The following is a 21,819-nucleotide window of genomic DNA, read 5'->3' on the forward strand; positions in this document are numbered from 1 at the left end:
TGATTTTAATAAAGCTGCAGGATTGCCTGAAGATTTTAAGATACATAAATCTACTTTGGATGAGATTAAAAAAGCTGCCGAAAATGATCCTGTTGTTTCAAGTACAAAAGAATACTTAGGAGTAAGCGAGTATTATACTAATATCGATATGGCTGAAACCATAAAACAATACTACAATCTTTTTTCTAATGCTTTAGGTCAAAGTTTTCCAAATAATAAAACAAGTTTTAGTGAAGCAGATATAAATTCTATGCCTAGTGGTTATGGTGTAAGTGGAACGCAATGGATGGACTTTAATGATCCAAGCAATAGAATGAATATTACAGGTTTAAAAGATTTTTCAAATTCTTTAATTTCAAATGTTTATAAAACCCCTGAACAAGCAAAAGAAGCTGATGAAATTTGGCTTGATTCAGGATGTATGATCAAAGGATTATCATCTGAGACTTTAGGTTTATCCTTAGAAGAAATCAAAAATGTTTCTAAAGGTGAAGATTGGCAGTTTAATCCTGATATGTCAGTTTATCCACAAAATGAAGATGGAAGCTATTCTAAAGAAACTTTGTTTATGAGTTTTTTAAAATCTCAAGGTGGACAACCTGTTGAGAGTCTAAAAACCACACTTAATCCAAAAGTAGAAGCTTATAATAGAGCTATGGCTAAAGAGAGTTTTAGTGGTCCTGCAATTAACATTGATAGTATTATGACAGGTAAAAGTGACTTTAAAAGCTTTTTTAGATACTGGGCAGAGCGTGGCATAGAAGAAGGTGATTTATATATGTATGAAAATAACATTCCTAAAGAATCTGCTATGGGTAATTGGGCTTTAGATGCTGAAATTAAACAAGCTCTTGCTAATGGCTGGAAAGCAAAACCTAGCACTATTGATTCCTACGCTGATTCTATAATGGATAGACTTAATAATCTTTTGGGACAAACTAGGGTTTAGAAGTTTTAATTTTTTAAGTTTGAAGCAAATTGCTAATAACAAAATAAGATAAAATTAGTATAATTTTTTTACAAAAAATTTTGAAAGGAAATTATGAAAAAAATTATTTTGATTTTTATCTCTTTTTTTGCTTTAAATTTGAGTGCAAAAGATTTGGTTGTAGGAATGGAGCTTGGATATCCGCCTTTTGAAATGAGCGATAAAACAGGCAAAGCAAGTGGAATTAGTGTGGATTTTTTAGAAGCTTTTGCAAAGAAAAACGGCTATAAACTTGTAGTAAAAAATATCGCTTGGGATGGTTTGATACCTGCTTTAAAAACAGCCAAGATAGATCTTATCATGTCTTCTATGACAATTACCGATGAGAGAAAGAAAGTGGTGGATTTTAGCATTCCTTATGCTAAGGCAAATTTGGCTATTTTAACTCCTTTAAACTCTGATATTACAAATATCAAAGATTTAGATAAAAAGGGTAAAGTTTTGGCTTTAAAGCGTGGTTCTACAGGGCATTTATATGCGGTTAAAAATTTAAAAAATGCAACTATTAATTTATTTGATAAAGAAAATGCTGCTATTTTGGAAGTGATTCAAGGCAAGGCTGATGGATTTTTTTATGATCAACTTACGATTTATCGCACTTGGCAAAAACATCAAGATACAACTAGAGCCATTTTGACACCTTTTCAAGAAAATCCTGAGTTTTGGGGTATAGCAGTGCAAAAAGGTAATGCAGAACTTAAAAAAGAGCTTGATGAATTTATTGCAGAAAGCAAAAAAGATGGGCTTTTTGATTCTTTAGGAGAAAAATATCTTAAAGATGTTAAAGATACTTTTAAAAAGAATAATTTAGAATTCTTTTTCTAAGAAGGATTTTCCTTCTTAGGTTACAAAGCTTTCCACAAGCCTTTGTACTAGCAAATTCCATCCATCCACTAATACAAAAATTAAGAGTTTAAAAGGTAAAGAGATCATAGTAGGAGGTAGCATCATCATACCCATAGCCATTAAAACTGAGCTTACAACCATATCTATGACTAAAAAGGGTAGGTAGATTAAAAACCCTATTTCAAAAGCAGTTTTAAGCTCTGAAATCATAAAAGCAGGAACTAAAACCGTAAGGGGAACATCATCTATGGTTTTGGGATTGGGTAGATTGCGTATGCGATAAAAAAGGGCTAAATCTTTTTCTCGAGTATTTTTAAGCATAAAATCTTTAAAAGGCTTTGCTCCTTTTATAAAAGCCTCTTCATAGCCTATTTTTTCTGCTAAATAAGGTTTTATACCTTCATTATAGGATTTTGTAGCTACAGGTTCCATGATAAAAAAAGTTAAAATTAAAGCCAAGGTTACTAAAATGGTATTAGGTGGCATACTTTGCGTCCCCATAGCTTGTCGCAAAAATGAAAATACCACAATAAGACGCAAGAAAGAAGTCATAACAAAAACTATACTTGGAGCGAGCGCAAGTATGGTTAAAACAATCACTATATTTAAAGTAGTAACAAGCTGATTAGGTGTATTGGGTGCACTTAAGCTTAAATTTACTGTAGGGATACTTGCTTCAGCAGCAAATAAGCTCATGCTTAAAAGTAAAAATAATAATATTTTTTTCAAAATTTAAAAACCTTTTTTTTGTTTTTTATTTAAGAAATTTAAATTTTATCTTTTGATGACTAAAAACTAGTTTAAGGGTATTAGGATTTTAACTTTAAACTGCTAAAATAGTCTTTTAGACTTCTTAATAACAAAGGTAAAAAATGAAAACTTCTATTTTGATTTTAGCGGCAGGATTAGGCACTAGAATGAAATCACAAAAGCCAAAGGTTTTGCAAGAGCTTTGTCAAAAAAGTATGATTTTACACATTTTAAAAAAGGCTTTTGCTTTAAGTGATGATGTAAGTGTAGTTTTATCGCATCAAAAAGAACGCGTTGAAAAAGAAATTTTAGAATATTTTCCAAAAACACAAATTTTAGAGCAAGACTTGCAAAATTATCCAGGAACTGCGGGAGCTTTAAGGGGGTTTGAGCCTAAAAATGAAAGAGTGTTGATTCTTTGTGGCGATATGCCTTTGGTTGAGCAAACAAGTTTGGAAGCTTTGTTGAGTAATAATGCAAAATTAAATCTAGCAGTTTTTAAAGCAAGAGATCCTAAAAGTTATGGCAGAGTGGTGATAAAAAACGATAGCGTTGAAAAAATTGTTGAATTTAAAGATGCAAATACACAAGAAAAAGAGATAAATACTTGCAATGCTGGGGTTTATGTGATTGACTCTAGGCTTTTAAAAGAGCTTTTACCTTTGATTGATAACAATAATGCGGCAAAAGAGTATTATTTAACCGACATTGTAAAACTAGCAAAAGAAAAAGATGTGATGATTAAAGCGGTTTTTGTAGATGAAGATGAATTTATGGGGATCAATGATAAATTTGAACTCAGTATAGCTGAAAATTTCATGCAAGAAAAAATTAAAAAATACTGGATGCAACAGGGTGTGATTTTTCATTTACCGCAAAGCACTTTTATAGGTACAGATGTTGAATTTATGGGTGAATGCGAAGTATATGAAAATGTAAGGATAGAGGGTAAAAGTAAGATTATAAACTCTATCATTAAAAGTTCAAGCGTGATAGAAAATTCCATTGTAGAAAATAGCGATGTGGGGCCTTTGGCACATTTGCGTCCAAATTGTGAGTTAAAAAACACTCATATAGGAAATTTTGTAGAATGCAAAAATGCAAAGTTAAATACCGTAAAAGCAGGGCATTTGAGCTATTTGGGAGATTGTGAGATAGATAGTGGAACCAATATAGGCTGTGGGACTATTACATGTAATTATGATGGGGTAAAAAAGCATAAAACCATCATAGGAAAAAATGTTTTTGTAGGTTCGGATACGCAATTTATCGCACCTGTAAAAATCGAAGATGAAGTGATCATAGCAGCAGGAAGCACAGTAAGTGTCAATGTAGAAAAAGGTGCTTTGTTTATCAATAGAGCAGAGCATAAGATGATAAAAGATTATTATTACAAGAAATTTCAAAAATGAAAACCATACTTTTAGCCATTAGTGGCAGTATAGCTTTTTATAAATCTTACGAGCTTATTTCTTTGTTTAAAAAAGAAGGCTTTAGGGTGAAAGTTTTGCTTTCTAATAGTTTGTTAAAATTTGCTAGCAAAATGAGTTTTGAAGCCTTGGCTGATGAGATTTTATGCGAGGAAAATGAAAGTTGGCAAAATTCAAACAATCACATAGCTTTTAGCAAGGATGTAGATCTTGTTTTATTTGCTCCTGCAAGTGTTAATTCTATCAATAAACTTGCTTTTGGTATAGCGGATAATCTTTTTATCCAAACCTTAATCGCAGCAAATAAACCTCTTATCATTGCTCCTGCGGCAAATACAAATATGTTTCATCATTTCAGCACGCAAAATTCTTTAAAGATACTTAAAGAAAATAAAGCTTTGATTATAGAACCTATTTGTAAAGTTTTAGCTTGTAAAGATGAAGGCGTAGGAGCCTTAGCTGAAGTTAAGGATATTTTTAATATCACCAAAAGAGAACTTTTAAAAGAAAAGTTTTGGTGCGATAAAAGTGTAGTTATCACAGGTGGCGGCACAAGGGAAAGAATCGATGATGTGCGTTGTGTGAGTAATTTTTCAAGTGGAAAAATGGCAAAGGCCATAGCTGATGCTTTTTATTTTTTAGGAGCTAGGGTAAAACTTTTAAGCTCTGTGGAATTTGATACGCCTTATGAGCTTTGCAAATTTGAAAGTTCTAAGGATCTAAAGGAGCTTTTGGATAAAAATTTAAGTCATGACTTTTTGATTATGACGGCTGCGGTGAGTGATTTTATCCCTCAAAGTGTAAAAGGAAAAATTAAAAAAAATGAGCATTTGCAGGGTTTAAATTTGTATCTATCTTTAAATGAAGATTTACTTAAAACTTGCAAATTTCAAGGTAAAAAGATAGGTTTTAAGATGGAATTTGATTTTCAAAATGCCTTAGAAAATGCGAAAAAATCTCTAAAAGATAAACAACTTGATATGGTTTGTCTTAATATCATTGATCAAAAAAATTATTTTGGAAGTGATCAAAATGAGCTTTATTTTATCACTTTAAACAATGAAAATAAAAGTACTTTGCAAAGCAAAGAAAAATTAGCATTTGAATTAGTAAAATGGTGTGAAAAATTATGAGTATGATTAATTCTACCCTGCCTATACAAATGAAAGTTTTGGCTAAATCAGGCTATGGACATTATACGCTTTTATTAAATCACAAAAAGATTCAAACCAAAAGCATGATAGAGCTTGAAATTGGCGCTGAATATTTAGCTGAACTTTATATGCAAAATGGTGGAGTTATACAATTTAAACATCTTTCAAAGCGTCCTAATTTTAAACCTTTTGAAGAGGGATTGGCTTTGATAATCGCTATTTTAGAGGATAAAATTTCTTATAAAAAATTCATCATACAAAATCTTTTAGATTGTAAAGATATAGAGCGTTATCAGATATTAAAAGAAATGCTTTTTGCAAGTTTTGAAAATATTTATCATATTCCTTTTATCTTTGAAAATAAATCTTGCTTGTTTCAAATGCGTAAAAGAGCAAAATATTTAGAAATTTACTTATATTTTAGTGTTTTTGGAGCTTTGAAAATTTTAATAGATTCACAAGGTGTTAGTGTTTTTACACCTTTTGCCAAGGTGCAAAAATTTTTAAATGAACATTTAGATTTTAATGTATCACAAGAAAACAAGATTGAACCTTTGTTTGTTTTTAAAAGGCTTTTTGATTTTAAAGGATGAAAAATGAATGAATTAAAACACCTTGCTGTTGTTATGGATGGCAATAGGCGCTGGGCTAGGGCTAAGGGTTTTTTGGCAAAACTTGGATATTCCCAAGGAGTCAAAACTATGCAAAAATTGATGGAAGTTTGCATGGAGGAAAATATTTCAAATTTAAGCCTTTTTGCTTTTAGTACGGAAAATTGGAAGCGCCCTAAAGATGAAATTGATTTTATTTTTGAACTTTTAGATCGTTGTTTAGATGAAGCTTTAGAAAAATTTGAAAAAAATAATGTGCGTTTAAGAGCTATAGGTGATTTATCGCGTTTGGAAGATAAAGTAAGAGAAAAAATTACCTTAGTTGAAGAAAAAACAAAGCATTGTGACGCACTTTGTGTTAATTTGGCTATAAGTTATGGTGCAAGAGATGAAATTATAAGAGCTGCTAAGCGTGTGATTGAAAAAAAACTTGAGCTAAATGAAGAAAATTTAACGCAAAATTTAGATTTACCTTTAGATGTGGATTTGATGCTTCGCGTTGGAAATGCTAAAAGACTTTCAAATTTCTTACTTTGGCAGTGTTCATATGCTGAAATTTATTTTAGTGAAACTTTATTTCCATCTCTTACCAAGAGAGAATTTAAAAGGATTATTAAAGAATTTAGAAATAGAGAAAGAACTTTTGGAAAATGATATTTTTCATAATAATTCTAGGGGCTTGTTTGGGTTCTTTTTGCACAAGTTTGGCAAGTAGGATAATTGAAAAAAAGCCCTTTTTTATCTCGCGCTCTTTTTGTTTTTCTTGTGATACAAAATTAAAATACTATGAAATTATTCCTATTTTTTCTTATATTTTTTTAAAGGCAAAATGTCAAACTTGCAAATGTCATTTGCCTATTTCTTTGTTAATCAATGAAATTTTAGGCATAATTTTGCTTATTTTGGTTTATTCTTTAAGTCAAAATTTTTATGATTTTTTATTTTTATCTCTATTTTTATTTAATCTTTTCTTACTTTCTTTAATTGATATTAAACTCAAAGCCGTGCCACAAATTTTACTTTGGAGTGCTTTTTTATTTGCTTTTTTTTACGCCTTTAGGGAAAGTGAAATTTTACATTTTTTGATTTTTAAAGAGTTTAGTGGAGGTTTTTTACTAAATGCTTTTAGTTTTGGAGGATTTGTTTTTTTATTAAAAAGTTTGGTTTTTTTTCTAATGAATTTCCGAAAAAAAGATGAAATTTTAGAAAATTTGGGTGATGCTGATATTATCATTATGTCTTGTATAGGTGGAATTTTAGGTTTTGAGTATGGATTTTTAGTATTACTTATAGCTTCTATTTTAACTTTGCCTTTTTTTATTTTTTTTAAAATTAAAGCAATAAAAGAGCAAGAACTTGCTATGATACCCTTTTTAAATATCGCTTTTGTGGCAGTTTTATTTTATAAAAACTTAGGATTATTCTAATGAAGCTTAGTTTAAGATATGTTTTAAATCAATTTTTAAGTACGAATTTGTCTATATTTTTCGTACTTTTTGCTATTGTATCTATGGTGTTTTTTATTCAACTTGCAAAACTTACTTCAAGCATAGAGATTAGTTTTTTGGATCTTTTAAAGCTTTATGGGTTTATGTTGCCTAGAATTTTAATTTTTACCTTGCCTATATCTTTTTTTATTTCTTTAACTTTGGCTTTGTTTAGGCTTTCTAAGGAAAATGAAAGCATAGTGCTTTTTACTTTGGGATTTTCACCAATGATTTTGGCAAAATTTTTCCTTAAAATTGCAAGCTTGATTAGTGCTTTTATGCTTGTTGTAGCTTTGGTAATGATACCTACAGTATTTGAACTTCAGGATAACTTTGTAAACTATAAAAGCACTCAAGTGAAATTTAACTACAAAACAGGAGAATTTGGACAAAAATTTTTAGACTGGATGATTTTTATAGAAAAACAAGATAGTGATAAGTATGAAAGCATAATTATGTATCGCCCTAAACATAAAGCAGATGATAAAGAACAACTTATCATAGCCAAAGAAGCGCATGTGCAAAGAAAAGATGATAGCTTTGCTTTTAGCTTAAATCAAGGCAAAATGTATAATTTTGAGCAAGGTCAAAGTATTTTTAGTGGAGAATTTGACACTTTAGTAGTAAATACTCAGTTTAATACAGACAATCTTCAAACAAAGAAATTTTATGAATACTGGAATGATTTAAACGAAAATCCACAAAGAGCAAGAGAATTTGTGATTTATACAACTATAGCCTTGTTTCCACTTGCTAGTACGCTTTTTGCGCTTTGTTTTGGTTTGGTTACTTATCGTTATGAAAAAGGCTATGTGTATTTAGGTATGTTTGGAGTGATTGCTATATATTTTGGACTTTTAAGTTCTTTTTCTCAACCTCCAATTTTGGCTTGTCTTGGAATTTTTTCTTTAAGTTTATTTGTTTCGGCTTATTGTTTTAAGAAAATGATTTTGAGTCGATATTGATGAAAATAAAAATTATATTTTCTTATGATGGCTCTGCTTTTTTAGGTTCTGCTACTCAGCCTCATAAAAAAGGTGTTCAAGATGCTTTAAGTGGGGCCTTATCGCATTTGGGTATTTTTTCACCTCTTTTGATGGCTTCTCGTACAGATAAAGGAGTACATGCAAGCTATGCTGTAGCTAGTGTGGAGTGTGGAGATTATTTTACAAATTTAGAATATCTTCAAAAACAACTTAATAAATTTTCCCATCCTTTTATCCATATCAAAAAAATTGAAAAAGTAAAAGATGATTTTGAAGTAAGATTTGATGTAAAAAGTAGAGAATACCGCTATATATTTTCTCACGCTTCTTATAGTCCTTTTATGGCTTCTTATGTACATTTTTATCCTAAATTTGACCTAGGTAAAGCTAATGAACTTTTGGGTTTTTTTGTAGGAAAAAAGGATTTAAAGTTTTTTTGCAAAAGTGGAGGGGATAATAAAACGACTTTAAGAGAAATTTTTATTGCTAGAGCTTATGCTTATAAAGATTTTAGCATTTTTCATTTTAAAGCTAATGGTTTTTTAAGAGGGCAAATTAGATTAAGCGTAGCAAGCGTTTTAAAAGTTTTAGAAGGAAAAATGAGTGAAAAAGAACTCAAAGAACAGATTGAGGCTAAAAAGCAATACAATCACTTTTTAGCACCGCCAAATGGGCTTTATTTAAGCCGTATATGTTATTAAAAACTTTCATAGAAATTAAAAGCCTTTTGGGTTAAAATTTTTCTTATTTCTTCTTGATGTTCTTTACCTTTGGTTTCTAGAGTAATTGAAATCATCGCATCGCCATAATCAAGCTTGGTAGAAAATCTATCATAGTCGATTTTTACTATATTTGCATTGGCTATTTTTAAGCTGTCTGTAAGGTGTAATAATGCCCCAGGTTTATCTACTAAAGTAACATAAATTTGCATTTTTCTGTAAGATTTAAATAAACCTTTTTCTATGATGATATTTAGCATTTGTGCATCGATATTGCCTCCGCTTAAAACTACGCCAATTTTTTTATGATTTTGTGTATTTATTTTTTGATGAAGCAGGGCGGCTACACTCGCAGCTCCCGCACCTTCGACTATGATTTTATGTTTTTCGAGTAAAAACAATACCGCATTAGCTATTTCTTCATCATCAACTTGGATAAAATCATCTACACATTCTAAGATAATGTTAAAATTTATAGGATTTGCATCACGCACAGCAATACCATCGGCTATAGTGCGTACGCTTTTCGCATTTTTGATTTTTTTAGCATGAAAACTTTCATACATTGCAGGAGCTCCTTTGGCTCCAACTCCGATGATTTTAATGTTAGGATTGATTTGTTTAGCTGTACTTGAGATACCGCTTATAAGTCCTCCGCCTCCAACAGGTGCAATAATCATATCAAGATCGCTTATTTCATCAAGCATTTCAAGCATTAAAGTTCCTTGTCCTGCCATTACAAATTCATCTTCAAAAGGATGGATAAAGCTAAGATTATTTTCTTTAGCATAAGAGGTTGCAAAAGCATAGGCTTCATCAAAATTATCTCCTCTGAGTATCACCTCTGCTCCTAAGGCTTTTGTAGCAGAAACTTTTAAGAGTGGAGTGGATTCTGGCATTACGATAACTGCTTTAATGCTAAATTTTTTTGCACTAATGGCCACGCCTTGAGCATGGTTTCCCGCACTTGCTGCAATGACTCCATGTTGTTTTTGTTCAGTGCTAAGATTGGCTATTTTATTGTAAGCTCCACGAATTTTATAAGCACCTGTAATTTGTAAATTTTCATTTTTAAGATAAATCTCACTTTGACAAATATCACTTAAAAAAGAAGAGTATATGAAAGGAGTTTTGTTTACAAACCCTGAAATTTGTTGTTTTGCTTTGTAAATTTTATTAAGCTCTAACACTATTTTTCCTTTGTTTTAAAATACGGATATTCTAGCATAATGCAACGATTTTGTATAAAATTTATATCTAATTTTTTACATTCTTCTTTGGCTGTTTCATTACTAATACCAAGTTGAAGCCATAGGTTTTTAATATTTTTTTCAACAAGCTTAGGAAGAATTTCTAGTGCCACTTCGCCTTTTCTAAAAAGTATAAGTGTATCGATTTTTTCTTCTATTTGATCTAAATTTCTATAAACTTTTTCATTTAAAATAAACTCTTCTTTAGGATAAATAGGAAAAATTTTATAATTTTTTCTTTGTAAAAATTCTGCTACCCTATAAGAAGCTTTTGTCTTATCTGGACTTAAAGCAAATATGGCAATATTTTTACTTGTATTTATAATATAAGAGATAGTTTCTTTTTCATTCATTGTTAACCTTTGTTTTGGTATTTTATCTTAAATGATTAAAAAATTAACTAAAGTGAATTTAAAAAATGAAAAAAGTGTTATAATATAGCAAATTCCGAAGTTTAATAAGGAGGGAAAAATGGAAGAATTTTATCCATATACTTTAACAATCCATCTTCTTTGTGCTATTTTGTTTATAGGTTATTTGTTTGTTGATGTATTTGTTTTGGGTGTAGTTAAAAAGAAAAATCCTAATTTTGACAAAAGTCTTTTTAGTGCTACTGGGGTTAAAATAATGCCTTTTGTGGTTCTTTTGCTTTTTTTAAGCGGAGGTGCTTTGGCAGGTTTTCATTTTAAACCTTTAAATTTACTTTTTGCTGTAAAAATTATTTTGGCTTTTGGAATTTTATCTTTAGTTGTTTTTTCTTTATTTTGTCATTTTATATTAAAGAAGAAAAATCCACTCGGTGTTTTTATCCACCCTTTTGTATTTGTGCTTTGTATCGCGATAGTAATACTGGCTAAATTAATGAATTATTTTTTTATACCTTGCTAAGAAATACTCCACATTCAAGATGTGGAGTATTGACAAATTGATCAAACAGAGCAAACTCTTCCGCTCTATGTGTTAGGCTTAATTCTTTTAAATTTTCTTTTAAAGTGATAGGATTGCAAGAAATATAAATAATATTTTCATATTTTTTTATTAAGTCAATTACGCTTTTATCAAGTCCTGCACGGGGTGGATCAACTAAAACATGAGAGAAATTAAAATCATCTAATCGAATATCTTTTAAACGAAAAAATTCTCTTTCTTTTTTGATAGCAAGACTTAATTCTTCGCTTGAAAGTCTTGCAAAGTGGATATTTGTTGTATTGTTAAGCTCGCAATTTTTTAAAGCAAAATTAATATTGCTTTTTGAAATTTCAGTGGCTAAAACTTTAAAAAAGAATGGTGCTAAAGCTAAAGTAAAATTTCCATATCCACAGTAAAGCTCAAGTAAATCCATTCTTTTTTGAGTGTTTAAAATTTCACACACCCAAGTAATCATTTTTTCATTTATAGTAGTGTTAGGTTGAATAAAACAATCGTTGTTAAATTCATAAAATATTTTTCTACCTTGAATATTTAAAGTTTGTCTTAGATTTTCTGTTTTAAAAATAAGCTTTTTGCCTTTACTTCTTGCTATAAGGTTGATATGAAGAATATTGCTTAAATTTTCTAAATTTGACTTTATATCTTCTATATTTTTATGATAGAGTAAAGTTACGCTAAGTTCTTGCTTTGTGGTTAAAAACTCCACGCCAAAAAGTTTTTCTTTTAATTTATTATCTTGACGCAAGTATTCTAGAAGTTTTGGCATAAAAGTACAAATTTTTTCATCAGCAAAATCTAAATATTTTATAATGTACTTTTTTTTGTTTTTTGGATCAAACATCGCATAAAAAAGCGTATCGTTTTCATGATAAAATGAAAGTTCAGCTCTTGTACGATAATGCTTATCTTTTGAAGCAAAAAGTTTAAAATCCTTTGTATAAAATTCTTTAAAATATTTTTTTATGAAAGAATGTTTTTCATCTAAAGTGAGAAAATTTCCAAAATTTTCAAGACTCATGGAACTTTCTTTCCGATGAGTCTTAGTAAAAGTGCAATAAGTATGAAATTTAAAGGCAAGACAAACCAAACGCTAAGTCCTAAAGATACAGGAATATATCCAGCGATTAAAGAAATGCCACAGATAAATAAAGCATAAGGAATTTGTGTTCTTACATGCTCCATATGATCGCATTTTGCACTCATAGATGAAAGGATTACATTGTCTGAAATTGGTGAACAATGGTTTCCAAAAATCGCACCTGTTAAAACGCAGCTTATATTAATAACCATATAATGATGCATAGCGTTTGCATCCATGCCATTGATTTTAGCGATTTCATGAGCTAAAGGCACAGCCAAAGGCATTAAAATCCCCATAGTTCCATAGCTTGTTCCTATGGCAAAAGAAATGGCTGAAGCAAAAGCAAAAATAGTAGCAGGCAAAATAAACTCAGGCAATTTGTCTGCAAGCAAACTAGTGATAAATAAAGAAGTTCCTAGATCTTTTACTATGCTTGAAAGTGACCAAGCAAATAAAAGCAATACTATGGTAAAAATCATGGTTTTCCAGCCATATATCCAAGTTTCTACCGCTTCTTTAAGATTGAAAATTTTACGACGCACCCCGATAAAAATCGCTACAATAGCAGCAAACAAAGCAGCTTGGAATAACACCACAGAAGAATCAGCATTTCCAAAAGCAGCTCTAAAAGTTTCAAAAGACAAAGGATTGACACTTGCTTTTGCAAGTTCTTCGCCTTCTAAAGTGCTAAGTCCATTAAAATAAAATCCTAATATAGCTAAAATGATTAAAGTAAAAATAGGAACAATAGCATCAAAAGCACGAATTTTAATACCTTCTTTTGGCGCTAAAAACTGATCTTCTAATTCAGCAGTATTTAGTGTGCCTGATTTAGGTAGAGGTGCAATTTGTCCTGTGGTTCTTGCACGCACTTCAGCCTTGTACATAGAACCAAACTCACGTCCCATGATTGCAGTCATGACTACAAAAAAAAGCATGAAAATATTATAAAAACGATAAGGTATGGTTTCGACAAAAATTCCAAAAGCACTAATATCGCTAATGCCTATGTGTTCATAAGCGGTTTTAATTAAAGAAACTTCTAAGCCTATCCAAGTAGAAATTACAGCTATTCCTGCTACAGGAGCTGCGGTAGAGTCGATAATAAAGGCAAATTTTTCACGAGAAATTTTAAATTTATCTGCCAAAGGACGCATAATTGGACCTACGATCAGTAAATTAGCATAATCATCAAAAAATATTAAAAGCCCTAAAAACCAAGTGTTAACTTGAGCTGATACAGCTGATTTGGCTCTTTTGGCAAATTTTAATGCTACAGCTTTTGCACCACCCATTTTTGTGATGAGTGCCACAAGACCACCTATACAAAGAATTTGTAAAATGATTCCTGCATTTACTGGATCTGAAGTTGAACCTAAGATATAGGAAATAATTTTTGAAAAAGATTCTACTGTAGTATTGTAATAATTTACAAAAGCTAAATGTTGTGCTTTGAAAATATTTGCAGAAAGACTGAGCAGAAAAGTTCCGCTTAAAACTCCAGCAAAGAGTGACAAAATAACATCTTTTGTGATAAAGGCTAAAGCAATAGCAACTAAAGGCGGTATAAGCGTAAAAGCTCCAAATAAATTAGCATTTGCAGCTGCTTCTGAGGAGTTTGCAAATGCAACTAAAGGTAAAAACAATAAAACTAAAAATTTATTCATTCATCTCTTTCTATATAAAATCCATTCCAAGTTTGTGTTACCGGCATAAGCTCGATTTCATTAACATTAATATGGCTTGGTAGGTTAATGATAGACATTACCACTTTGGCAATATCATTAGCACTGATAAATTGCGTATTTTCATACACTGCATCAGCTTTTTGGATATCTCCTTTAAAACGCACTTCACTAAATTCAGTTTTGCAAAGTCCTGGAGCAATGTTTGTTACTTTGATATTGCTTCCTCTAAGATCATTTCTTAAGGCCAATGAAAATTGTCCTACAAAGGCTTTGGTTCCACAATACACATTGCCTCCAAAATAAGGATTTCTTCCTGCAACCGAACCTAAGTTAAAAATATAAGCATTTTTTTGTTTGCGAAGTATAGGAATAATAGCTTTTGCAACATATAAAAATCCTTTGATGTTTGTATCTACCATAGTGTTAATATCTTCAAGGTTTAATTTATCAAATTCATCTACCCCTAAAGCTAAACCTGCATTATTAAAAAGCACATCAATTTCTTGAAATTCTTTGGGTAAATTTTCAATAGCCTCAAAGATTTCTTTTTGATTTCTTACATCTATGCAAAGCGTGTAAATCTTATCTTTGTAAGCATTTTTTAACTCTTCTAGACGCTCTTTGCGTCTAGCAAGGGCGATTGCTTTGTAGCCTTCTTGTATAAAAGCTTCAACGCAAGCTCTACCAAAACCTGAACTAGCTCCTGTAATAAATGCGGTTTTCATTCTAAACTACCTCCGTAAAATAGATTTTCGTTTGCTTTTAAACCCAAGCTTTTTAGATAATCAGCATTTTCTTTTTTACCTGCTGATAGCGCAAAGTCGAGTGCATTAAAACCAAGATCATCAACAGCATTAAAATTTGCTCCTTTTGAAATAAGAAGTTTTAAAATTTCAACATTTCCATAGGCTGCAGCATGCATTAAAACATTTTTTGAAGTGTGCTCTAGAGCACAAAATGTAATAAAATAAGGCGTATTTGAACCTATGTTCGCGCTTAATGCTAATTTTTCATTGTTATTAATATATTTTTGATTAACATTTGCTCCATTATCAAGAAGTAGTTTTATGATATCAAGACGATTAAACTCTATGGCATAAAAAAGTGGGGTTTTACCAAAGGCATTGGCTTGATTAACATTTGCTCCATTTTGGATTAAAAAGTTTGTATTTTCATAACTTTCCAATGCATAAAAAATAGCACTTTCATAACCTTCGTCAATCCTAGCGCCAAAACGAATCAAAAGTTCTAAAATTTCTTTTTCTCTTTGATTTAGAAGCGCTGCTTGCAAGGCTATAGTAAGGTCATCTTGGCTTGGATTATTTGAAAAAATAAAATCTTGTATATAAGATACTGAATAATTTTTATTTGACATGATTTTTACTAAAGGACTAATGTCTTTGTAAATTTTTGTTTCACCAACAGCCCAATTTAAAAATTCGTTTAAGGCATTGCTAGTATAGTAAATATTACTACCTTTGTCAAAATTAAAATTACTTTCAAAATACTTTTCTAAAGGTTCTATAGCATTGTTATATTCTTTCCAAAAAGCTTTGTAAAGTCTAAAATTTCCTATACTTTGATATGCCCAATATCTAAAATAAGATTTTAAAATATCATATTTTTTTTCTAAATTTTCGGGTGTATCTAAAGTTTTTTGATAAGCGATGGGATCGATAGCTATTTTTAATAATAAAAAATCAAATTGTTGTAATTTTGGCAAATAAGCCACACCATTACAAGAGCTATTGCTTCCGCGAATTTCATTGGAAATTGCATAGAGTTTTTTTGTAAAATCTTGATTTTTTAAAGATTCTTTACAGCTTGAAGTTATATTTAAATAATCTAAATTTGAACTTTCATTTAGCAATGTTTTATTATTTTTAATGTTGTCGCAGTTAATGGCATCGCTAGCCATTAAACTTGCAAAACAACAAAAGGAAGTGAATAATAACTTCAATATTTTTCCTTTGAAAATTTTAATTTTGTTATTTAATCCAAATAAGTATTAAATTTGAATTAATTTTCAAGTTTGAAATTTTCAATCTCATTAAAATTTAAATATCTATAGATATTTGCCTTATGCTCATCACTTAGTTTTTCGCTGACAATTTGTAAGTATTCTTCCTTGCTTGGAATTTTACCTAAAATCGCACAAACTGCCGCAAGTTCTGCACTGCCTAAATATACTTTAGCACCCATTCCCATACGGTTGTCAAAATTTCTTGTAGAAGTTGAGAAAACTACAGCTCCATCATTTACTCTAGCTTGATTACCCATACACAAAGAACAACCAGGAACTTCTATTCTAGCACCTGCTGCGCCAAAGATGCTGTAATAACCTTCATTGATAAGTTGTGCTTTATCCATTTTTGTTGGAGGCACTACCCAAAGTCTGGTTTTAAGTATGCCTTTATCTTTTAAAATTTCTCCCAAAGCTCTATAATGTCCTATGTTTGTCATACAAGAACCTACAAAAACTTCATCTATATTTTTTGGACGCTTATCATCGGCTAAAATTTCGCTTAAGGTTGCCACATCATCAGGGTCATTTGGACAAGCTAGGATTGGCTCTTTAATGTCATTAAGATTAATATCTATAATATAAGCGTATTTTGCATCTTTATCTGCTCTTAAAAGAGTAGGGTTTTTAAGCCATTCTCTCATTTTTTCAGCCCTTCTAGCAAGGGTAGCTTTATTCTCATATCCTACTTCTATCATAGCTTCAATTAAAGAAATATTGGATTTGATATATTCGCTTACACTTTCTATGCTTAAATCTACACTACAAGCAGCTGCAGATCTTTCAGCACTTGCATCACTAAGTTCAAAAGCTTGTTCGACTTTTAAGTTTGGCAAGCCTTCTATTTCTAAAATTTTTCCTGCAAAAATATTTTTCTTATTTTTCTTTTCAACGGTAAGTTGTCCTTGTTTGATTGCATAATAAGGTATAGCATTAACCAAATCTCTTAAGGTAACTCCAGCTTGTAATTCCCCGCTAAAACGCACTAAAACACTTTCAGGTACATTTAAAGGCATAGAACCAGTAACCGCAGCAAAAGCCACAAGTCCACTTCCTGCAGGGAAAGAAATTCCTATAGGAAAGCGTGTGTGAGAATCCCCACCCGTTCCTACGGTATCTGGCAATACAAAACGATTAAGCCAAGAGTGAATAACCCCATCACCTGGTTTTAAACTCACCCCACCACGACTTGTCATGAAATTGGGCAAGGTTTTATGTAAATTTGAATCGCTTACTTTTGGATAAGCAGCTGTATGGCAAAAGCTTTGCATCACAAAGTCTGCATTAAAACCTAGGCTTGCAAGTTCTTTAATTTCATCTCTAGTCATAGGACCTGTAGTATCTTGAGAGCCTACGGTTAAAGTCATAGGTTCTATATACATACCTGGACGCACACCTTCAACTCCACAGGCACGACCTAGCATTTTTTGAGCTAAGGTATAACCACCGCTTGAAGATTTAGGTTGTTCAGGTTTGGTAAAGATATTTTCACTTTCCATGCCTAAAAATTCTCTAGCCTTAGCACAAAGCCCACGACCTATGATAAGTGGGATTCTTCCTCCTGCTCTAACTTCATCTAAGAGAGTGTTTGGACTGAGTGTAAATTCTGCAATTGTAGAGCCATTTTTTATGATTTTTCCCTCATAAGGATGAATTTCAAACTCATCGCCCATTTCTAAGTTTGTTACATCACAGATGATAGGTAAAGCCCCGCTATCTTGAGCAGTGTTAAAGAAAATCGGTGCTATGGTTGAACCCATTACTATACCACCGCTGTGCTTGTTTGGTATCCCTTCTATTTCTTTTCCTAAGTGCCATTGTATGGAATTTATTGCCGATTTTCTACTTGAACCTGTTCCTACAACATCACCTACATAAACCACTTCACGACCGCTTTTTTTAAGCTCTTTGATTTTTTCTAAGGATCCTGTTTGTCTTACCTTTAGCATGGCATTTGCATGTAAAGGAATATCACTTCTTGTAAAAGCATCTCCTGCAGGGCTTAGATCATCGGTATTTGTTTCCCCTGCTACTTTAAAAACTATACATTTAATTACTTGTGGTAATTTTTCTTTTTTATTAAACCAATCTGCATTTGCCCAGCTTTGTAAAACTTCTTTAGCGTGTGGATTGTTTTTGCTAAGTTCAGCTATGGTATGAAAATTATCATGTACAAAAATAATATTTTTCAACACTTCTGCAGCATCTTTGGCTATGTTTTCATCTTTTAAGGCATCGATTAAAACTTTAACATTATATCCGCCTAGCATAGTTCCAAGCATTCTTAAGGCTCTTTTTTTGTCTATATTTGGAGTACTGATTTTGCTTTTAAGTATAGAATCTAAAAATTCACATTTTACTAAAGCTGCATCATCAACACCAGGATTTACTCTATTTTCTAAAAGATTTGCAAGCTCTTCATTATTTTCATTTTCAAGTAGTTTACAAAGTCCTTTAGTTTGATTTGCATTTAAAGGAAGGGGTGGTATACCCAAAGCGGCTCTTTCTTCAACAAGTTTATTGTATTCTTGCATAAAAGACATTTTCTACTCCTTAAATATTTTTTATTATAATTGTAGCTCTTTGAAGGATAAAAAATGTTTAAAGTTTATTATAAAATGCCTTTATGTTACCTATCTTTACATAGTGATGGAAAATTTTTAACTAGAGTTGATTTTTGTGATAATAAAAGATCAGAAAAAAATTGTAGTTTGCTTGACTTAGCAAAATATGAACTTGATTTATATTTTACTCATAAGCTTAGAAAATTTAGCATTCCTGTTTTGATACAAGGTACAGATTTTGAATCAAAGGTTTATAGGGCTTTAATGAAAATTCCTTATGGTAAAATAGCTACTTATAAAGATATAGCCCAAAAAATCAATCATCCCAAAGCTTTTAGAGCTGTCGGAAATGCAAATTCTAAAAATCAAATTCCTATTTTTATACCTTGTCATAGAGTTATTGCAAGCAATGGCATAGGAGGATATAATGGAGGGCTTGAAATAAAAAGATTTTTGCTTGAAAATGAAGGAGTGAATTTAAAATAAGCTTGGGGTTTGATTTTCTTTGTTTTCAAATTCTTGTTCAAAAATATCATAATTTTCAAGAATTAAACAATATTTAAAATTTTTTAATTTTCTTAAATCTGAAAGCTGATTATAGGAAAAATCGCAAAATAAAGAATTTTTAGAAGCAATTTTAAAGTCTTTTATGTTTTTAAATTTTTCTTTCCAGAATTCAAAGGTATTTTGGTTGTTGCTTACAATAAACGCTTGAGAGCTTGAACCAAAAGGAGTGATTTCAAATTTATCATCAATAAAATAAATTTTAAAATCATCAATCTTATTAAAGTCAAATATTATTTTTTGACTTTTTTCTTTTAAAAAAGAAATAATTTTTGCAAAACTATTTGCGTAAAAAAAAGGCAAATTAAGATTTTTAAAATATAAATTTTCACAAATCAAAGTTGTAAAAAAGAAGCTAGATCGCGATAATAAGGTAAAATTAGCATCTTTTAGACTATGAGAATAGGTGCAAAGTTTATTTAAGTAATTTTCTTCACAGTAGCAAAAAATTTCACCCTTTTTTGCTTTGATTAGTTTTTCAAAATCAGCAAAAATATTTCCTTTTAAAATGTTAAAATAAAAAGCCTTGCAAAGACTTAGTTCGTAAGATTTAAAAAGTAAAAATTCACATTCTTTATCTTCGCAAAAAAAGCGTAAAAATCTTACAAGAGCTCGTTCTAGATTTTCTACTCTAAAGTAAAAAATTTCTTTATCTTCAACAGCAATGTCATTTTCTGTAATTATAGCATAAGCGCCTTTTTCTATAGCTTGGGCAATTTCTTTTTTATCGTTATTAAAGAAGGCAAAGCCTGTTTTAAGTTCGTTTAAATTTATGGCAAAACCTTCCACGCTTAAAACACTACCTTCATGAATTAGTGTTGCGTTTAACAGTTCGCCTAAATTGCTAATTTGCATATTTTAACCCACTAAAGAGCCGTTTTGCACAAGTTGTTCAGGGGTGATTAAAACAAGTTTATCTCCGCTTTTTGCAGAAAGTATCATACCATCGCTTTCATGTCCAAAAATTTTAGCTTTTTTAAGATTGCTTATAACGCAAACTTGTTTACCGATTAAATCACTGGCCTTATAGTATTTTGCTATGCCTGAGAGTACTTGACGGATTTCTTTATCGTCAAGTTCGAGTTGAAATTTTAAAAGTTTTTCACTCCCTTCTATATTTTGACAATCAAGTACCTTAGCAACTTTGATTTCAATTTTTGCAAAATCATCGATTTTTATTTTAGGACTTTCTTCTTTTTTAGGTTCTTCTTTAATTTCTTGTTTTAAAAGAGCTTTTTCTACTTTTGGAAATAAAGCTTCGCAAGGATTTGCTTTAAAATCTAAAAGTTCATTATCAAGTATCATTTTTGCATAATTTGTAGATGAAATTTCAAAATTTAAAGCTAAGGCCACCTTTTGACAAGACTTTGGTAGAGTAGGGCTTAATAAAAGGCTTGTTTTGGCTAAAATATTTGCACAAAGTGCAACTAAAGCGTTAGCTTGTTCGTGTTTGTTTTCTTTGATTAAATTCCAAGGTTCGTATTTACTAATAGCTAAATTTGCTACACTTAAGGCTTTAAAAAGTTCTTCTAAATAACGATTACACTGTAAGTTTTCTAAAAATTCTACCGCTAAAATTAAGTGTTCTTTTGCTTGATTTAATTCAACATTGTGAAATTTTAAAACACCTTCTTTTGAAATATTTCCTTGAGAATATTTTGTACTCATACCTATAATGCGATTAAGTAAATTTCCAAATTCATTGCTAAGCTCTGCATTGATACGATTTATCAGCATATTTTCGCTAAAATCCCCATCGTTGCCAAAAGGCACTTCTCTAAGTAAAAAATATCTAAAAGCTTCGCTTCCATAGATATCAACCACTTCTTTAGGTTTTACAACATTGCCTTTAGATTTGCTCATTTTTTCACCTTCTTTAGTCCACCAGCCATGCGCACCTATGAATTTAGGTAAAGGTAAATCCACGCTCATTAAAAAAGCTGGCCAATAAATAGCATGAAAACGCAAGATATCTTTTCCTACTAAATGCACATGCGCGGGCCAAAATTTAGCATTTTCTCCCTTGCTTTGAAAATCAAGCGAACTTATATAGATAAAAAGTGCATCAAGCCATACATAAATAATATGTTTATCATCATTAATTTCTTGAGGCAGTTTAATCCCCCAATCAAAACTTGTTCTAGTAATAGAAAGATCTTTAAGGCCACTTTGGACAAAATTTATAAGTTCATTTTTTTTGTTTTTTGGCAAGATGGGATCTTTTTCTTCATACCATTGTAAAATTTTATCTTGGTATTTTGAAAGTTTGAAAAAATAGCTTTCTTCTTTTAAAATTCTAGTTTGTTTGCCGCAATCTGGACAAGAACAATCGTTAATAAGCTGACTTTGAGTAAAAAAGCTTTCACAAGAAATACAATAGTGTCCTTCGTATTCATCTTTATAAATATCGCCTTTTTGCCACATTTTTAAAAACATAGTTTTAACAAATTCAATATGCCTTATATCAGTTGTTCTTGCGTAAATATCATAGGTGATTTCAAATTCATCCCATAATTTTTTAAATTCAAAACTGATTTTATCAGCATATTCTTGAGGAGTGGAATTTCTTAGTTTGGCAGCTTCTTCGATTTTTTGTCCATGCTCATCTGTTCCTGTTAGAAATCTTGTTTCATGTCCTTGCAAACGATAAAATCTTGCTAAAGTATCGGCTATGATGGTAGTATAAGCATGACCTAAATGAGGTACATCATTTACATAATAAATTGGTGTTGTAATATAACGCATTTT

At 30.8% G+C, this 21,819-nt stretch carries 21 protein-coding genes; 11 read left to right on the top strand and 10 right to left on the bottom strand.

The window, feature by feature from the left end; genetic code table 11:
* Positions 1-949, top strand: a 949-nt coding sequence (locus SR62_RS02030) for a Cj0814 family flagellar-dependent secreted protein (protein ID WP_147502240.1), incomplete at its 5' end; no start/stop codon positions are given.
* 93 nt (positions 950-1,042) lie between these two features.
* Positions 1,043-1,813, top strand: a complete 771-nt coding sequence (locus SR62_RS02035) for a transporter substrate-binding domain-containing protein (RefSeq protein ID WP_002892489.1) — start codon at positions 1,043-1,045, stop codon at positions 1,811-1,813.
* Between the two features lie 15 nt (positions 1,814-1,828).
* On the opposite strand, the gene fliP is transcribed toward SR62_RS02035, so the two are convergent.
* Complete coding sequence (gene fliP, locus SR62_RS02040) at positions 1,829-2,563, bottom strand: flagellar type III secretion system pore protein FliP (protein ID WP_002892492.1); 735 nt, start codon at positions 2,561-2,563, stop codon at positions 1,829-1,831.
* 143 nt (positions 2,564-2,706) lie between these two features.
* Here fliP and glmU point away from each other — a divergent pair, with 143 nt between their 5' ends.
* Genes glmU through truA form a run of 7 tightly spaced genes read left to right on the top strand, consistent with a single transcriptional unit; the run spans position 2,707 to position 8,953 of the window.
* Positions 2,707-3,996, top strand: a complete 1,290-nt coding sequence (gene glmU / locus SR62_RS02045; RefSeq protein WP_002866966.1) for a bifunctional UDP-N-acetylglucosamine diphosphorylase/glucosamine-1-phosphate N-acetyltransferase GlmU — start codon at positions 2,707-2,709, stop codon at positions 3,994-3,996.
* The gene (gene coaBC, locus SR62_RS02050; protein WP_002892495.1) at positions 3,993-5,147 is read left to right on the top strand and encodes a bifunctional phosphopantothenoylcysteine decarboxylase/phosphopantothenate--cysteine ligase CoaBC; all 1,155 of its coding nucleotides are present in this window, start codon (positions 3,993-3,995) and stop codon (positions 5,145-5,147) included. The genes glmU and coaBC overlap by 4 nt, the downstream gene beginning before the upstream one ends.
* Positions 5,144-5,761 carry a hypothetical protein gene (locus SR62_RS02055; RefSeq protein WP_002892499.1) on the top strand — a complete coding sequence of 206 codons (618 nt, stop codon included), beginning with the start codon at positions 5,144-5,146 and terminating at the stop codon, positions 5,759-5,761. Before coaBC ends, SR62_RS02055 begins: the two co-directional genes overlap by 4 nt.
* 3 nt (positions 5,762-5,764) lie before the next feature.
* Positions 5,765-6,433, top strand: a complete 669-nt coding sequence (gene uppS, locus SR62_RS02060; RefSeq protein WP_002852565.1) for a polyprenyl diphosphate synthase — start codon at positions 5,765-5,767, stop codon at positions 6,431-6,433.
* Complete coding sequence (locus SR62_RS02065) at positions 6,430-7,206, top strand: A24 family peptidase (RefSeq protein ID WP_032604003.1); 777 nt, start codon at positions 6,430-6,432, stop codon at positions 7,204-7,206. Before uppS ends, SR62_RS02065 begins: the two co-directional genes overlap by 4 nt.
* Positions 7,206-8,231 (top strand): LptF/LptG family permease, encoded by a 1,026-nt coding sequence (locus tag SR62_RS02070; protein WP_147502241.1) that lies wholly within the window; start codon positions 7,206-7,208, stop codon positions 8,229-8,231. The genes SR62_RS02065 and SR62_RS02070 overlap by 1 nt, the downstream gene beginning before the upstream one ends.
* The gene (gene truA / locus SR62_RS02075; RefSeq protein WP_002852636.1) at positions 8,228-8,953 is read left to right on the top strand and encodes a tRNA pseudouridine(38-40) synthase TruA; all 726 of its coding nucleotides are present in this window, start codon (positions 8,228-8,230) and stop codon (positions 8,951-8,953) included. Before SR62_RS02070 ends, truA begins: the two co-directional genes overlap by 4 nt.
* Here truA and ilvA read toward each other — a convergent pair.
* Together ilvA and SR62_RS02085 are read right to left on the bottom strand one after the other, a co-directional pair.
* Positions 8,950-10,161: a threonine ammonia-lyase gene (gene ilvA / locus SR62_RS02080; protein ID WP_002858758.1), complete on the bottom strand. Its 1,212-nt coding sequence runs from the start codon at positions 10,159-10,161 to the stop codon at positions 8,950-8,952. The genes truA and ilvA overlap by 4 nt on opposite strands.
* Positions 10,161-10,574 (bottom strand): CoA-binding protein, encoded by a 414-nt coding sequence (locus SR62_RS02085; protein ID WP_002859511.1) that lies wholly within the window; start codon positions 10,572-10,574, stop codon positions 10,161-10,163. Before SR62_RS02085 ends, ilvA begins: the two co-directional genes overlap by 1 nt.
* A 118-nt stretch (positions 10,575-10,692) precedes the next feature.
* Here SR62_RS02085 and SR62_RS02090 point away from each other — a divergent pair, with 118 nt between their 5' ends.
* Positions 10,693-11,109 (top strand): membrane protein, encoded by a 417-nt coding sequence (locus SR62_RS02090; protein WP_002852650.1) that lies wholly within the window; start codon positions 10,693-10,695, stop codon positions 11,107-11,109.
* On the opposite strand, the gene trmA is transcribed toward SR62_RS02090, so the two are convergent.
* Genes trmA through SR62_RS02115 form a run of 5 tightly spaced genes read right to left on the bottom strand, consistent with a single transcriptional unit; the run spans position 11,096 to position 18,486 of the window.
* Positions 11,096-12,169, bottom strand: coding sequence for a tRNA (uridine(54)-C5)-methyltransferase TrmA (gene trmA, locus SR62_RS02095; RefSeq protein WP_038401254.1), 1,074 nt, complete (start codon positions 12,167-12,169; stop codon positions 11,096-11,098). The genes SR62_RS02090 and trmA overlap by 14 nt on opposite strands.
* The gene (locus SR62_RS02100; RefSeq protein WP_002896124.1) at positions 12,166-13,899 is read right to left on the bottom strand and encodes a Na+/H+ antiporter NhaC family protein; all 1,734 of its coding nucleotides are present in this window, start codon (positions 13,897-13,899) and stop codon (positions 12,166-12,168) included. Before SR62_RS02100 ends, trmA begins: the two co-directional genes overlap by 4 nt.
* Positions 13,896-14,645, bottom strand: a complete 750-nt coding sequence (locus SR62_RS02105; protein ID WP_002852646.1) for an SDR family NAD(P)-dependent oxidoreductase — start codon at positions 14,643-14,645, stop codon at positions 13,896-13,898. Before SR62_RS02105 ends, SR62_RS02100 begins: the two co-directional genes overlap by 4 nt.
* On the bottom strand, positions 14,642-15,880 hold the full coding sequence (locus SR62_RS02110) for an ankyrin repeat domain-containing protein (protein WP_100609421.1): 1,239 nt from the start codon (positions 15,878-15,880) through the stop codon (positions 14,642-14,644). Before SR62_RS02110 ends, SR62_RS02105 begins: the two co-directional genes overlap by 4 nt.
* Positions 15,881-15,939: 59 nt before the next feature.
* On the bottom strand, positions 15,940-18,486 hold the full coding sequence (locus SR62_RS02115) for a bifunctional aconitate hydratase 2/2-methylisocitrate dehydratase (RefSeq protein ID WP_100609423.1): 2,547 nt from the start codon (positions 18,484-18,486) through the stop codon (positions 15,940-15,942).
* 54 nt (positions 18,487-18,540) lie between these two features.
* Here SR62_RS02115 and SR62_RS02120 point away from each other — a divergent pair, with 54 nt between their 5' ends.
* Complete coding sequence (locus SR62_RS02120; protein ID WP_147502242.1) at positions 18,541-18,993, top strand: methylated-DNA--[protein]-cysteine S-methyltransferase; 453 nt, start codon at positions 18,541-18,543, stop codon at positions 18,991-18,993.
* Here the strand turns inward: SR62_RS02120 and SR62_RS02125 are convergent.
* On the bottom strand, positions 18,985-19,926 hold the full coding sequence (locus SR62_RS02125) for a hypothetical protein (protein ID WP_057096157.1): 942 nt from the start codon (positions 19,924-19,926) through the stop codon (positions 18,985-18,987). The two genes, SR62_RS02120 and SR62_RS02125, sit on opposite strands and share 9 nt — an antisense overlap.
* A 3-nt stretch (positions 19,927-19,929) precedes the next feature.
* The gene (gene metG, locus SR62_RS02130; protein WP_147502243.1) at positions 19,930-21,816 is read right to left on the bottom strand and encodes a methionine--tRNA ligase; all 1,887 of its coding nucleotides are present in this window, start codon (positions 21,814-21,816) and stop codon (positions 19,930-19,932) included.
* Positions 21,817-21,819 lie beyond the last annotated feature (3 nt).

This window comes from Campylobacter sp. 2014D-0258, from assembly GCF_008000495.1.
GTDB classification, from domain to species: Bacteria; Campylobacterota; Campylobacteria; order Campylobacterales; family Campylobacteraceae; genus Campylobacter_D; species Campylobacter_D jejuni.